The sequence below is a fragment of the Streptomyces sp. NPDC044044 genome, from assembly GCF_056434405.1.
Genome location: NZ_JBWKFG010000011.1, coordinates 151,416 through 165,413 on the forward strand (window position 1 = coordinate 151,416; position 13,998 = coordinate 165,413).

The window sequence follows — 13,998 nt, forward strand, 5'->3', positions numbered from 1 at the left end:
GGATATGAGCCCTGTTCTTGCTGGTGTGCTCCAGTTCCTGGCGCTGATCGTGGCGCTGGCCCTGGCATACCGTCCGCTTGGCGACTACATGGCCAAGGTCTACTCCTCCGAGAAGCATCTGCGCGTGGAGAAGTGGATCTACAAGGGCATAGGCGCCAACCCGAACGCCGAGATGCGCTGGCCCGCCTATCTGCGCGGGGTGCTCGCCTTCTCCGCCATGAGCGTGCTGTTCCTGTATCTGCTGCAGCGGCTCCAGGGCTCGCTGCCCGGGTCGCTCGGCTTCAAGGCCATCGATCCGGACCAGGCGTTCAACACCGCCGCGTCGTTCGTGGCGAACACCAACTGGCAGTCGTACTACGGCGAACAGGCCATGGGCCACGTCGTGCAGACCGGCGGCCTCGCCGTCCAGAACTTCGTCTCGGCGGCCGTGGGCATCGCCGTCGCGGTCGCCCTGGTGCGTGGCTTCGCCCGCTCGCGCACGGGTGAGCTGGGGAACTTCTGGTCCGACCTGGTGCGCGGCACGGTCCGCATCCTGATCCCGATCTCGGTGATCGGCGCGCTCGTCCTCGTCGCCTGTGGCGCGATCCAGAACTTCTCCGGGATCCACGGGGTCGGCCAGTTCCTGGGCGGCAGTCAGCAGTGGAACGGCGGTGCGGTGGCCTCGCAGGAGGTCATCAAGGAGCTGGGCACCAACGGAGGCGGCTACTTCAACGCCAACTCCGCCCACCCCTTCGAGAATCCGAACGGGCTCTCCAACCTCTTCGAGGTCTTCCTGATCCTGGTGATCCCCTTCGCCCTGACCCGCACCTTCGGCCGCATGGTCGGCAGCGTGAAGCAGGGGTACGCGATCCTCGCCACGATGGTGACCATCTGGGTCGGATTCACCGCGCTGATGATGTGGACGGAGTTCCACCACGGCGCTCCCGCGTTCGATGTCGCGGGCGGCGCCATGGAGGGCAAGGAGACGCGGTTCGGGATCGGCGGTTCGGCGATCTTCTCGGTCGCCACGACGCTGACCTCGACGGGCGCGGTCAACTCCTTCCACTCCTCCAACACCGGTTTCGGCGGCGGGCTCAACCTGCTGGGCATGCAGTTGGGCGAGATCGCGCCGGGCGGTACCGGGTCCGGTCTCTACGGCATGTTGATCATGGCCATCATCGCGGTGTTCATCGCCGGTCTGATGGTGGGCCGTACGCCGGAGTACCTGGGCAAGAAGATCGGCACCCGCGAGATCAAGCTGGCGGCCTGCTACATCCTCATCACGCCCGCCCTGGTCCTCGGATTCACCGCGGTGTCGATGGCGCTGCCCACGCCCAAGGACTCGATGCTCAACTCCGGGGCGCACGGCTTCTCCGAGATCCTCTACGCCTACACCTCGGGCGCCAACAACAACGGTTCGGCGTTCGCGGGGCTGAGCGCGGACACGAACTGGTTCAACACCACGATCGGCCTCGCGATGCTGCTCGGCCGGTTCCTGCCGATGGTGTTCGTCCTCGCCCTCGCGGGTTCGCTCGCCGAGCAGAAGCCGATCCCGGCGACCGCGGGCACCCTGCGTACCGAGAAGCCGCTGTTCACCGGCTTGCTGGTCGGCACCATCATGATCATCACCGGTCTAACCTACTTCCCCGCGCTGGCCCTCGGGCCGCTGGCCGAGGGGCTGGCGTCATGACCACCGACATAAAGAAGCCAGAGGAGCCCGGCTCCATGTCCACCGCCACTCCCACCCGTGCGCCGCACCAGGACGTGCCCGGCGGGCACAAGGACAGCGGCCGTGTCGGCGGGGGTCTGTTCGACCCCAAGCAGCTCCTGAAGTCCTTCCCGGACGCCGTGAAGAAGCTCGATCCGCGGGTGATGATCAAGTCGCCCGTCATGTTCGTGGTGCTCGTCGGATCGGTGATCACCACGGTCCTCGCGGTCAAGGATCCCGGGGACGGGTTCGGCTGGGCGATCGCCGCCTGGCTGTGGCTGACCACGATCTTCGCCAACCTGGCGGAGGCGGTGGCCGAGGGACGCGGCAAGGCGCAGGCGGACACCCTGCGCAAGGCCAAGACCGACACCGTCGCGCGCCGTCTGAACGGCACGGCCGAGGAGCAGGTGCCCGGCACCGAGCTGCGCATCGGCGACCTGGTCGTCTGCGAGGCGGGCGACGTGATCCCCGGCGACGGCGACGTCGTCGAGGGGGTCGCGAGCGTCGACGAGTCGGCGATCACCGGTGAATCGGCCCCGGTCATCCGGGAGTCGGGCGGTGACCGCTCCGCCGTCACCGGCGGCACGAAGGTCCTCTCGGACCGGATCGTCATCAAGATCACGACGAAGCCCGGCGAGACGTTCATCGACCGGATGATCAATCTGGTCGAGGGCGCCGCACGGCAGAAGACGCCCAACGAGATCGCGCTCAACATCCTGCTCGCGTCCCTCACCATCGTCTTCCTGCTCGCGGTCGTCACGCTCCAGCCGTTCGCCGTGTACGCCGGTGCCGAGCAGTCCATGATCGTGCTGGCCGCGCTCCTGGTCTGCCTGATCCCGACGACCATCGGCGCGCTGCTCTCCGCGATCGGCATCGCGGGCATGGACCGCCTGGTCCAGCGCAACGTGCTCGCCATGTCCGGGCGGGCGGTCGAGGCCGCCGGTGACGTCTCGACGCTGCTGCTCGACAAGACGGGCACCATCACGCTCGGCAACCGTCAGGCCGCCGAGTTCGTGCCGGTGCGCGGGACGACCGAGGCCGAGCTCGCGGATGCCGCCCAGCTCTCGTCGCTGGCCGACGAGACGCCCGAGGGCCGCTCCATCGTCGTACTGGCGAAGGAGAAGTACGGGCTTCGCGAGCGCCACCAGGGTGAGCTGGAGGGGGCCGAGTGGGTCGCCTTCACCGCGCAGACGCGGATGTCGGGTGTCGACCTCGTCCAGGACGGGACCGGGTGCAAGGTCCGCAAGGGCGCGACCGGTTCGGTCGTCGCCTGGGTCACCGAGCACGGCGGCACCGTCTCCGACGACGCCCAGACGCTGACCGACACCATCTCGCAGGCCGGTGGCACACCGCTCCTGGTCGCGGCCGAGGACGAGAAGGGGGCGCGCGTACTCGGTGTCATCCACCTCAAGGACGTCGTCAAGGAGGGCATGCGCGAGCGGTTCGACGAGCTGCGGCGCATGGGCATCAAGACGGTCATGATCACGGGTGACAACCCGCTGACCGCCAAGGCGATCGCGGACGAGGCGGGCGTGGACGACTTCCTCGCCGAGGCCACGCCCGAGGACAAGATGGCGCTGATCAAGCGCGAGCAGGCCGGCGGCAAGCTCGTCGCGATGACCGGTGACGGCACCAATGACGCCCCGGCCCTCGCGCAGGCTGACGTGGGCGTGGCCATGAACACCGGGACCTCGGCCGCCAAGGAGGCCGGGAACATGGTGGACCTGGACTCCAACCCCACCAAGCTCATCGAGATCGTCGAGATCGGCAAGCAACTCCTCATCACCCGGGGCGCGTTGACGACCTTCTCGATCGCCAACGACGTCGCGAAGTACTTCGCGATCATCCCCGCGATGTTCGCCGTGGTCTACCCCGGCCTCGACAAGCTCAACATCATGAACCTGTCGTCCCCGGAGTCGGCCATCCTGTCGGCCGTCATCTTCAACGCGCTGATCATCATCGCCCTGGTGCCGCTGGCCCTGAAGGGTGTGCGGTACCGGCCGATGAGCGCGGACAGGATGCTGCGGCGCAACCTCGGCATCTACGGCCTGGGCGGTCTCGTCGCCCCGTTCATCGGAATCAAGGTCATCGACCTGCTCATCTCCCTCATCCCCGGGCTGTAGTTCCTCGAAAGCGTGCTGATCATCATGAACACATCGGTAGGCAACACCGGCCGGTTGCTGTGGGCCGGGCTGCGCGCCCTGCTCGTCCTGACCGTGATCTGCGGCGTCATCTACCCGCTCGCGGTGACAGGCGTCGCCCAGGCGCTCTTCAACGACAAGGCCAACGGCTCCGAGATCAGGAGCGAGGGCGAGGTCGTCGGCTCCGAACTCATCGGGCAGCGGTACGACCTGCCGCTGAAGAAGGGCCAGGAAACCGCCGCGCCCGACCTGAAGTGGTTCCAGCCCAGGCCGTCCAACGGCCTCGGCTCCAACCAGGACGCGGGGGTGAACACCCAGTACGACCTCATCCTGTCCGGCGCCACGAACCTGGCCGGTGACAACAAGGACCTGATCGCGAACGTCAAGGCCGCCAAGGCCGCCGTGGTCAAGGACAACTCCACGGCCGGTTTCAAGGTCAAGCCGTCGGACGTGCCGGCCGAGGCCGTCACCTCCTCCGGCTCGGGCCTGGACCCGCACATCTCCCCGGAGTACGCGGAACTGCAGGCCCATCGAGTGGCCGCGAAGAACGGTCTCGACGTGCACAAGGTCGAGAAGCTGGTCGAGACGCACACCGACGGGCGGATCCTCGGCTTCGTGGGCGAGCCCCGCGTCAACGTCCTCCAGCTCAACATCGCGCTGAAGGAGCTCGTCGCCGACAAGGGGTGACACCCGCGTCGCGCGGCAATAGCTGACACCCTCGTCGCGCGGCAATAGCTGACGCTGCGTCAGCTCTCTTGTGGCCCGCGGTGCTCCGGTCCGACCGACCGGAGCACCGCGGGCCACGGGTTCGTGTGGCAGTAGACCGGGCGCCATCTGCTGCCGTACCTCACGGCCCTGGAGAACGTCGCGCTGCCGATGAAGGCCTCCGCCAACGCCCCGCGCGTGCTGCTCGCCGACGAGCCCAGACGCTGCGCGAACAGGGCGGTGCGGGGGAGGAGTTCACGGTTCTGGACCGGGCCGGGCGGTTGCAGCTGCCGCGCGACTACGTGGAGCGCTATGGGCTGCGCGGACGCGTGCGGCTCACGGAGGAGCCGGATCACATCGGTGTCTGGGGCGAGGGGCCGGATTCGTCCCCGGCCGGTCCCTGAACAGGGGCTCTGCCGTCGGGTGAATTCTCGTGCAGGGAACCTCCAACTTCACGCCTTGACGGAAGCATGGTCCGTACCTATGGTCTCGGGCCAACACGCATGTTCAGAAAGGCACTTGAAGTTCACATACGAGAATGGATGGCCCTTCGCATGGCTGACACCCCCACACCCGTGCGCCACCACCGCAGACCCCGCACGGCAGTCCTCGCGACCCTCGCCACCGTGGTGACCGCCCTGGTCGCCGCCCTCATCGCCTGGCCCGGCGCCGAGCGCGCCGACGCGGCACCCGGCACCTTCGCGCACCCCGGAGTCACCGTCTCCCGCGGGCAGTTGGACTTCACCAGGGAGAAGGTCAACGCCGGCGCCCAGCCCTGGAAGGGCGCGTACGACCAGATGATGGGGAGCAAGTACGCCTCCCTGTCCCGCACGCCCAAGCCCCGCGCGGTCGTCGAGTGCGGCTCCTACTCGGACCCCAACTACGGCTGCACCGATGAGCGCGAGGACGCGATAGCCGCGTACACCACGGCACTCGCCTGGTACTTCACCCGCGACGACCGCTACGCCAAGAAGTCCATCGAGCTCATGGACGCCTGGTCCGGCACCATCAAGGGCCACACCAACAGCAACGCCCCGCTGCAGACCGGCTGGGCGGGGTCGTCCTGGCCGAGGGCCGCCGAGATCATCAAGCACACGTACACCGGCAGCTGGGGCAACTCGGGACGCTTCGCGACGATGCTGCGCACCGTCTACCTGCCCGAGATCATCAACGGCTCCAACTCCAACGGCAACTGGGAGCTGTCGATGATGGAGGCCGCCATCGGCATCTCCGTCTTCATCGAGGACAAGGGGTCGTACGACAAGGCGATGGCGAAGTTCCGCACGCGCACCGCCGCCTACGTCTATCTCTCGTCCGACGGCGACCTGCCCAAGACCGTGCCGAGCCAGAACCTGGACACCCGCGCCAAGATCGTCAAGTACTGGCAGGGGCAGGACACCTTCACCACCGGGCTCACCCAGGAGACGTGCCGCGACTTCACCCACACCGGATACGGGCTCTCCGCGATCTCCCACGTCGCCGAGACCAGCCGCATCCAGGGCGAGGACCTCTACAGGACGGACGTCGGCGAGCGGCTGCGCCAGGGCCTCGGCTTCCAGGCCAAGTACGAACTGGGCGAGGCGCCGCCGAGCTCGCTGTGCGGCGGCTCGGTCCACCGGGGCCTCGGGCCCGTCACCGAGGTCGGCTACAACGCGCTCCACAACCGCCTCGGCCACGCCATGAGCAACACCCAGAAGCTCACCGAGCAGAAGCGCCCCGCAGGTTCCAACAACCTGTTCGTCGCCTGGGAGACCCTGACCCACGCGGACAACCCCAGCTGATGCGGACCTTGTTGGGCCGGGCGCGGCGTGACCATACTGGCGCCCGGCCCAACAGGGCCGTACGGGGGATTTGAGGGAGGGGACATGGCACAGAGCGCGGTCGTCGTCGAGGACCTGCACCGGACGTACGGCAGCGGCGCGTCCGCCGTGCACGCCCTGCGCGGCGTCTCCTTCGCCGTCCCGCGCGGTGAGCTCGTCGCCCTGAAGGGGCGGTCGGGATCCGGCAAGACCACCCTGCTCAATCTCGTCGGCGGACTCGACACCCCGGACGCCGGGAAGATCACCGTCGAAGGGCTCGAACTCGCGGGCCTCGGCGAGAGCGGCCTCCTGGAGCTGCGCCGCGACCACGTCGGCTTCATCTTCCAGTCCTTCGGGCTCATCCCGATCCTCACCGCGGCCGAGAATGTCGGCGTGCCCCTGCGGCTGCGCAAGACCGACCCCCGTGAGCGTGAGGAGCGCGTCGCGCTGCTGCTCGCCCTCGTCGGCCTCGCCGACCACGCCGAGCAGCGGCCCGGTGAGCTCTCCGGAGGCCAGCAGCAGCGGGTGGCGATCGCCCGCGCGCTCGCCAACAAGCCCTCCCTGCTCATCGCGGACGAGCCCACCGGGCAGCTGGACGCCGAGACCGGCCTCGCGGTGATGGAGCTGCTGCGCGCCGTCGTCCGCGGCGAGGGCGTCACCGCCCTGGTCGCCACGCACGACGCGGCGCTGCTCGACCTCGCCGACCGGGTCCTGGAGCTGAGCGACGGCGAGATCGTGGAGCGCTGATCGCCCGCGCTTCCCGCGGCAGGGCGCCGGCCCGCCCCGTCGACCGGCCACATCAGGGTTGCGTCAAAGAGCGCCCTCCCGCGCACCCTCGTCCGATTTGCGGGAATTGTTGGCCGTAAGGTCGACGCTGCGTACAGAGCAGTTTCGGGAAGACAATGGGGCCATGGCACGCGGCAAGCTTCGGATATACCTCGGTTCGGCACCGGGCGTCGGCAAGACGTACGCGATGCTGTCCGAGGCGCACCGCCGTATCGAGCGCGGCACCGACTGCGTCGTGGCCTTCGTGGAGCACCACGACAGGCCCCGCACCGAGGTGATGCTGCACGGCCTGGAGCAGGTGCCCCGCAAGGACCTGGACTACCGCGGCACCCTGTTCACCGAGATGGACGTCGACGCCGTCCTGGAGCGGGCGCCCGCCGTCGCCCTGGTGGACGAACTGGCGCACACCAATGTCCCCGGCTCCCGCAACGCCAAGCGCTGGCAGGACGTCGAGGAACTCCTCGCCGCCGGCATCGACGTCGTCTCGACCGTGAACATCCAGCACCTGGAGTCCCTGGGCGACGTCGTCGAGTCGATCACCGGCGTGCGCCAGCGCGAGACCGTGCCGGACGAAGTGGTGCGGCGCGCGGACCAGATCGAGCTCGTCGACATGTCGCCCCAGGCACTGCGCCGCCGCATGGCGCACGGCAACATCTACAAGTCCGACCGGGTGGACGCGGCCCTGTCCAACTACTTCCGGCCGGGCAACCTCACCGCCCTGCGCGAGCTCGCGCTGCTCTGGGTCGCCGACCGGGTCGACGAATACCTCCAGCAGTACCGCGGCGAGCACGACATCCGCTCCACCTGGCAGGCCCGCGAGCGCATCGCCGTCGGCCTGACCGGCGGCCCCGAGGGCCGCACGCTCATCCGTCGTGCATCGCGGATGGCCGCCAAGGGCTCCGGCAGCGAGATCCTCGCCGTCTACATCGCCCGCAGCGACGGCCTGACCGCGGCATCCCCCAAGGAACTCGCCGTCCAGCGCACCCTCGTGGAAGACCTGGGCGGCACCTTCCACCACGTCATCGGCGACGACATACCGGCGGCCCTGCTCGACTTCGCCCGCGGCGTCAACGCCACCCAGATCGTCCTCGGTTCCTCGCGCCGCAAGACGTGGCAGTACGTCTTCGGGCCCGGCGTCGGCGCGACCGTCGCGCGTGAGTCGGGTCCCGACCTGGACGTCCACATCGTCACGCACGACGAGGTCGCCAAGGGCCGCGGCCTTCCCGTGGCGCGCGGGGCACGGCTCGGACGGTCCCGGAGCATCTGGGGCTGGCTGGTGGGCGTCGGCGGCCCGGCGCTCCTGACGCTGCTCCTGACCCATGTCGACGCGGACCTGGGCCTCGCCAACGACATGCTCCTGTTCCTGACGCTCACCGTCGCCGCCGCACTGCTCGGCGGGCTGTTGCCGGCCCTGGCCTCGGCGGCGGTCGGTTCGCTTCTCCTGAACTACTACTTCGCGCCGCCCCGGCACCTGTGGACGATCTCCGACTCCAAGAACATCGTCGCGATCATCGTCTTCGTGGGCGTCGCCATCTCCGTCGCCTCCGTGGTGGACCTCGCCGCCCGCCGCACCCACCAGGCGGCCAGGCTGCGCGCGGAGTCGGAGATACTCTCCTTCCTCGCGGGCAGCGTGCTGCGCGGCGAGACGAGCCTGGACGCCCTCCTGGAACGCGTGCGCGAGACCTTCAGCATGGACTCCGTGGCCCTCCTGGAGCGTGAGAGCGACGTCGCCCCCTGGACCTGCGCGGGCCGGGTCGGCGAGGGCCGCACCCTCGAACGCCCCGAGGACGCGGACGTGGACATGCCGGTCGGCGACCACATGGCGCTCGCCCTGTCCGGCCGGGTCCTGCCCGCGGAGGACCGCAGGGTGCTCGCCGCGTTCGCCGCGCAGGCCGCCGTGGTCCTGGACCGCCAGCGCCTCCAGGGCGAGGCGCAGCAGGCCCGCACCCTCGCCGAGGGCAACCGCATCCGCACCGCGCTGCTCGCCGCCGTCAGCCATGACCTGCGGACGCCGCTCGCGGGCATCAAGGCTGCCGTCTCGTCCCTGCGCTCCGACGACGTGTCCTGGTCCGAGGAGGACCAGGCCGAGCTCCTCGAAGGCATCGAGGACGGCGCCGACCGCCTGGACCACCTGGTCGGCAACCTCCTGGACATGTCCCGGCTGCAGACCGGCACCGTCAGCCCGCTGATCCGCGAGATCGACCTCGACGAGGTCGTCCCGATGGCGCTCGGCGGCGTCCCCGACGGCAGCGCGGACCTCGACATCCCCGAGACGCTGCCCATGGTCACCGTCGACAAGGGGCTCCTGGAGCGGGCGGTCGCCAACATCGTCGAGAACGCGGTCAAGTACAGCCCCGACGCCGAACCGGTCCTGGTCTCCGCGAGCACGCTCGGCGACCGCGTCGAGCTGCGCGTCGTGGACCGCGGCCCGGGTGTCCCGGATGCGGCCAAGGACCGCATCTTCGAGCCTTTTCAGCGCTACGGTGACGCTCCGCGCGGCGCGGGCGTGGGCCTCGGCCTCGCGGTCGCACGCGGCTTCGTCGAGTCCATGGGCGGCACGCTGGAGGCGGAGGACACCCCCGGAGGCGGCCTCACCATGGTCCTCACCGTGCGGGCGGCGGCGGGCACACCGCCCGTCGTGCCGGACCTCTCCGCCCAGGCCACCTCATGACCGCCACCAGCGACAAGACCCAGAAGCCCGAAAGGCAGGTACAGATGACCCGGGTGCTCGTGGTCGACGACGAGCCGCAGATCGTACGCGCCCTCGTCATCAACCTGAAGGCGCGTAAGTACGACGTGGACGCGGCCCCGGACGGAGCCACCGCGCTCCAGCTCGCCGCCGCCCGCCACCCCGACGTGATCGTGCTGGACCTCGGTCTGCCCGACATGGACGGGGTCGAGGTCATCAGGGGCCTGCGCGGCTGGACGCGCGTACCGATCCTGGTGCTCTCCGCGCGGCACAGCTCGGACGAGAAGGTCGAGGCGCTCGACGCGGGCGCCGACGACTACGTCACCAAGCCGTTCGGCATGGACGAGCTCCTGGCCCGGCTCCGTGCCTCCATCCGCAGGGCGGAGCCCACCGGAGCGGGCGAGGACGACGTGATGGTGGACACGGAGGACTTCACGGTCGACCTGGCCGCCAAGAAGGTCAACCGCAACGGACGCGACGTACGCCTGACGCCCACCGAGTGGCATCTGCTCGAAGTCCTGGTGCGCAACACCGGGCGCCTGGTCAGCCAGAAGCAGCTGCTCCAGGAGGTCTGGGGCCCTTCGTACGGTACGGAGACGAACTACCTGCGCGTCTACATGGCACAGCTGCGCCGCAAGCTGGAGGCGGACCCCGCGCATCCGCGGCACTTCATCACCGAGCCTGGAATGGGTTACAGGTTCGAGCGATGAGTCAAGGGTCGGCTCGGGACTGAGCGGGCATAAGCACAGATGAGCGCACCCATTGCGGCGCTGTCGGCGACCCCCGGTACGCTTCCTGTATGAGTGCTGTTCCTGGTTCCGAGAAGCCGGCAGGCCGCTTCCGGCGCATGCTCGACCGGCTGTCCTCCTCCCAGGAGGATCTGGAGTCGGAAGAGCTGCGCGAGGACGCCGAAACGGCCGGGTGCACCCGTATCGGAGACTGCCACGACCGCCAGATAGTCACGGTTACTGGTACCTTGCGCACGGTCACCCTGCGGCCACGCGCCGGGGTCCCCGCCCTGGAGGCGGAGCTGTTCGACGGCTCCGCGGCACTGGACGTGGTGTGGCTCGGCAGGCGCTCCATCGTGGGCATAGAGCCGGGGCGCAGGCTGATCGCGTCCGGCAGGGTCTCGATGAGCAGGGGCCGCCGGGTGCTCTTCAACCCGAAATACGAACTCAGACCCCTCGGACGGGAGTAGCCGGTGACGTCCCTCGACAAGCCGACGGACCAGGGAACCACGGATCAGGACGACGATTCCAGGGCCGTGACCGAGGCCGCGCTCTTCGAGGCCTTCGGCGGCGTTCGGGGCATGGTGGAGACCGTCGTCCCCGGCCTCCTCTTCGTGACCATCTTCACGATCAACAAGGACCTGCACATGTCGGCCATCGCGGCCCTCGCGGTGTCCCTTGTGCTCGTGGTGGTCCGCCTGGTCATGAAGGGCACCGTCAAGCACGCTTTCAGCGGCGTCTTCGGTGTCGCCTTCGGTGTGGTCTTCGCGATGATGACCGGCAACGCCAAGGACTTCTATCTGCCGGGCATGCTCTACACCCTGGGCCTCGCCCTCGCCTACATCATCACGGCCATCGCGGGTGTCCCGCTGATCGGCCTGATCCTCGGCCCGGTCTTCAAGGAGAACCTCTCCTGGCGGACCCGCAATCCGGGCCGCAAGAAGGCGTACACGAAAGCCAGTTGGGCCTGGGGCCTGATCCTGCTCGCCAAGTGCGCGATCCTCTTCCCGCTCTACTGGTGGGGGGACACGACGCAGTTCGGCTGGGTCCTGATCGCCCTGAAGATCCCGCCGTTCCTGCTCGCCGTCTGGCTGACCTGGGTCTTCCTCGCGAAGGCCCCCGCGCCGATCGACGTGTTCGCCGAGATGGAAGCGGCGGAGCAGGCGGAGAAGGAGCGCGAGGCGGAGCGCCGCAACGCCTGAGCGTCGTGGGGTCCGTGCCCCGAAGGGGCGCGGGGAACCGCGCGACCAGCCACGACGGACCCGCAGGTGACAGATGAGGGGCGCCCGGAATCTTCCGGGCGCCCCTCATGCATGTGCAAGCCAGTGCGGCGACTAGCTCGCCGTCTCTTCCTTGCGCACCGACAGCAGGTCCTCCAGCTGCTCCTCGCGGGCCTGTGCGGCCACGAAGAGGAGCTCGTCGCCCGCCTCCAGGGAGTCGTCCGCGGTCGGCGCGAGGACGCGCGTGCCGCGGATGATCGTCACCAGCGAGGTGTCCTCGGGCCACTGGACGTCGCCGACCTGCGTGCCCGCGAGGGCCGACTCGGGCGGCAGGGTCAGCTCGACGAGGTTCGCGTCGCCGTGGCTGAAGCGGAGCAGCCGGACGAGATCGCCGACGCTGACCGCCTCCTCGACGAGCGCGGACATCAGACGCGGGGTGGAGACGGCGACGTCGACACCCCAGGACTCGTTGAAGAGCCACTCGTTCTTGGGGTTGTTCACGCGGGCGACGACCCGCGGGACGCCGTACTCGGTCTTCGCGAGCAGCGAGACGACGAGGTTGACCTTGTCGTCGCCGGTCGCGGCGATCACCACGTTGCAGCGCTGGAGCGCGGCCTCGTCGAGCGAGGTGATCTCGCAGGCGTCGGCGAGCAGCCACTCGGCCTGCGGGACGCGCTCGACCGAGATGGCGGTCGGCGCCTTGTCGATGAGCAGAATCTCGTGCCCGTTCTCCAGGAGCTCACCGGCGATGGAACGACCCACCGCGCCTGCTCCGGCAATGGCGACCCTCATCAGTGACCGCCTTCCTCGGGGCCTTCGGCGAACGCCGCTTCGACCTTCTCGACCTCGTCCGTACGCATCATCACGTGCACGAGGTCGCCCTCCTGGAGCACCGTCTGGGAGGTCGGCAGGACCGCCTCGCCCAGCCGGGTGAGGAAGGCCACGCGGACGCCGGTCTCCTCCTGGAGCTCACTGATCTTGTGGCCGATCCAGGACGCGGACGCGTGCACCTCGGCGAGCTGTACGCCGCCGGTGGGGTCGCGCCACAGCGGCTCGGCCCCGGAGGGCAGCAGCCTGCGCAGCATCTGGTCGGCGGTCCAGCGGACCGTGGCGACGGTGGGGATGCCCAGGCGCTGGTAGACCTCGGCGCGGCGCGGGTCGTAGATGCGGGCCGCGACGTTCTCGATGCCGAACATCTCGCGGGCCACCCGGGCGGCGATGATGTTCGAGTTGTCGCCGCTGCTCACCGCGGCGAAGGCGCCCGCCTCCTCGATGCCGGCCTCGCGCAGGGTGTCCTGGTCGAAGCCGATACCGGTGACACGGCGGCCGCCGAAGCCGGAGCCCAGACGGCGGAAGGCGGTGGGGTCCTGGTCGATCACGGCGACCGTGTGCCCCTGTTGTTCCAGGTTCTGCGCGAGAGCCGATCCGACTCTCCCGCAGCCCATGATGACGATGTGCACGCCCGTCCTTCCGGCTGTGTCAATACTTTTTGCTCAGGCTGAACGGTAAAAGCGTCTCAGACCGACGCCCAAGCTACACACGCGCGGTCCACGGAGGGCACCCCTGTGCACCTGCCGGTGCGCATGCAACCGGCATGCAACCGGCACGGAACCGGCACGGGCTCAGTCCACGCTGCGCAGCAGGCCCTCGACGGTCTTGAGCCGGTGGCCCAGCTCGACGAGCTGCAACCGGGTCGACTCCTGCTCGGACCTGGCGCGCTCGACGACCTCGCGGTAGTGGTCCATCGCCTCGGCGTACTGGCGGTCGCGCTCGCGGTTGCGCTGCGACTGGAAGTAGGCCACCGACACGACCGCGCCGGCGAGTATCAGGAAGAAGGCGACCGGGATGATCACGTCGTCCATTAAGACCCCTCTGATGAGTGCTGTCCGACCTCGTCCGACGCGTCCTGCCGGACGGCCGCGAGGATCGTGTCCACGTTCAATCGCACGTCGAACGGCGCCAGTTCGAAGTACTTGAGCGCCTTGCCGTCGTCGGAGAGCTCCAGGCGGCCGACGACGAGACCGGCCTTCTCCAGACGTTCGAGGTGCATGTAGAGCAGGGGCCGGGAGACACCGAGCCGCCGCGCCAGTTCGCTGACGTACAGCTGCCCCGGGGCGAGCTCGGTGATGATCCGGATCCGCTGGGCATGGCCCACCGCGGAGAGGAAGGCGAGCAGCTCTTCGCTGTCCATGGCCCGCCTTCTCGCTGGATCTCTTCGGTCTTCTTGCTGGTCCCGAAACCTG

General features: G+C 69.1%; 13 protein-coding genes. 9 read left to right on the forward strand and 4 right to left on the reverse strand.

The genetic code is table 11. The features are described from left to right. Positions 1-4: 4 nt before the first annotated feature. The 9 genes from kdpA (at position 5) to AC07AG_RS36705 (ending at position 11,737) form a co-directional block, all read left to right on the forward strand. The gene (kdpA, locus tag AC07AG_RS36665) at positions 5-1,669 is read left to right on the forward strand and encodes a potassium-transporting ATPase subunit KdpA (RefSeq protein WP_478760824.1); all 1,665 of its coding nucleotides are present in this window, start codon (positions 5-7) and stop codon (positions 1,667-1,669) included. Further along, positions 1,666-3,810, forward strand: a complete 2,145-nt coding sequence (kdpB, locus tag AC07AG_RS36670) for a potassium-transporting ATPase subunit KdpB (protein ID WP_478760825.1) — start codon at positions 1,666-1,668, stop codon at positions 3,808-3,810. The genes kdpA and kdpB overlap by 4 nt, the downstream gene beginning before the upstream one ends. Before the next feature lie 24 nt (positions 3,811-3,834). Then, complete coding sequence (locus AC07AG_RS36675; protein WP_478760827.1) at positions 3,835-4,515, forward strand: potassium-transporting ATPase subunit C; 681 nt, start codon at positions 3,835-3,837, stop codon at positions 4,513-4,515. 572 nt (positions 4,516-5,087) lie between these two features. Continuing rightward, positions 5,088-6,314, forward strand: a complete 1,227-nt coding sequence (locus AC07AG_RS36680) for an alginate lyase family protein (protein WP_478760828.1) — start codon at positions 5,088-5,090, stop codon at positions 6,312-6,314. An 84-nt stretch (positions 6,315-6,398) separates the two neighbouring features. Continuing rightward, entirely contained in the window at positions 6,399-7,079 is a 681-nt protein-coding gene (locus AC07AG_RS36685; protein WP_478760829.1) for an ABC transporter ATP-binding protein, read from the forward strand. Positions 7,080-7,242: 163 nt separating this feature from the next. Further along, positions 7,243-9,789, forward strand: a complete 2,547-nt coding sequence (locus AC07AG_RS36690; protein WP_478760831.1) for an ATP-binding protein — start codon at positions 7,243-7,245, stop codon at positions 9,787-9,789. A gap of 44 nt (positions 9,790-9,833) precedes the next feature. Then, complete coding sequence (locus tag AC07AG_RS36695) at positions 9,834-10,517, forward strand: response regulator (protein WP_361052421.1); 684 nt, start codon at positions 9,834-9,836, stop codon at positions 10,515-10,517. Between the two features lie 89 nt (positions 10,518-10,606). Continuing rightward, positions 10,607-11,005 carry an OB-fold nucleic acid binding domain-containing protein gene (locus AC07AG_RS36700; RefSeq protein WP_249587256.1) on the forward strand — a complete coding sequence of 133 codons (399 nt, stop codon included), beginning with the start codon at positions 10,607-10,609 and terminating at the stop codon, positions 11,003-11,005. Between the two features lie 3 nt (positions 11,006-11,008). Next, complete coding sequence (locus AC07AG_RS36705) at positions 11,009-11,737, forward strand: DUF3159 domain-containing protein (RefSeq protein WP_478760834.1); 729 nt, start codon at positions 11,009-11,011, stop codon at positions 11,735-11,737. Between the two features lie 132 nt (positions 11,738-11,869). Here the strand turns inward: AC07AG_RS36705 and AC07AG_RS36710 are convergent, their stop codons facing one another. The 4 genes from AC07AG_RS36710 to AC07AG_RS36725 all read right to left on the reverse strand — a co-directional run bounded on the left by AC07AG_RS36710 (position 11,870) and on the right by AC07AG_RS36725 (position 13,946). Beyond that, the gene (locus AC07AG_RS36710; protein ID WP_361052236.1) at positions 11,870-12,547 is read right to left on the reverse strand and encodes a potassium channel family protein; all 678 of its coding nucleotides are present in this window, start codon (positions 12,545-12,547) and stop codon (positions 11,870-11,872) included. Next, positions 12,547-13,215, reverse strand: coding sequence for a potassium channel family protein (locus AC07AG_RS36715; RefSeq protein WP_478760836.1), 669 nt, complete (start codon positions 13,213-13,215; stop codon positions 12,547-12,549). The genes AC07AG_RS36710 and AC07AG_RS36715 overlap by 1 nt, the downstream gene beginning before the upstream one ends. 162 nt (positions 13,216-13,377) lie before the next feature. Continuing rightward, positions 13,378-13,617, reverse strand: a complete 240-nt coding sequence (locus tag AC07AG_RS36720) for a hypothetical protein (protein WP_249587253.1) — start codon at positions 13,615-13,617, stop codon at positions 13,378-13,380. Next, on the reverse strand, positions 13,617-13,946 hold the full coding sequence (locus tag AC07AG_RS36725) for an ArsR/SmtB family transcription factor (RefSeq protein ID WP_249587252.1): 330 nt from the start codon (positions 13,944-13,946) through the stop codon (positions 13,617-13,619). The genes AC07AG_RS36720 and AC07AG_RS36725 overlap by 1 nt, the downstream gene beginning before the upstream one ends. Positions 13,947-13,998 lie beyond the last annotated feature (52 nt).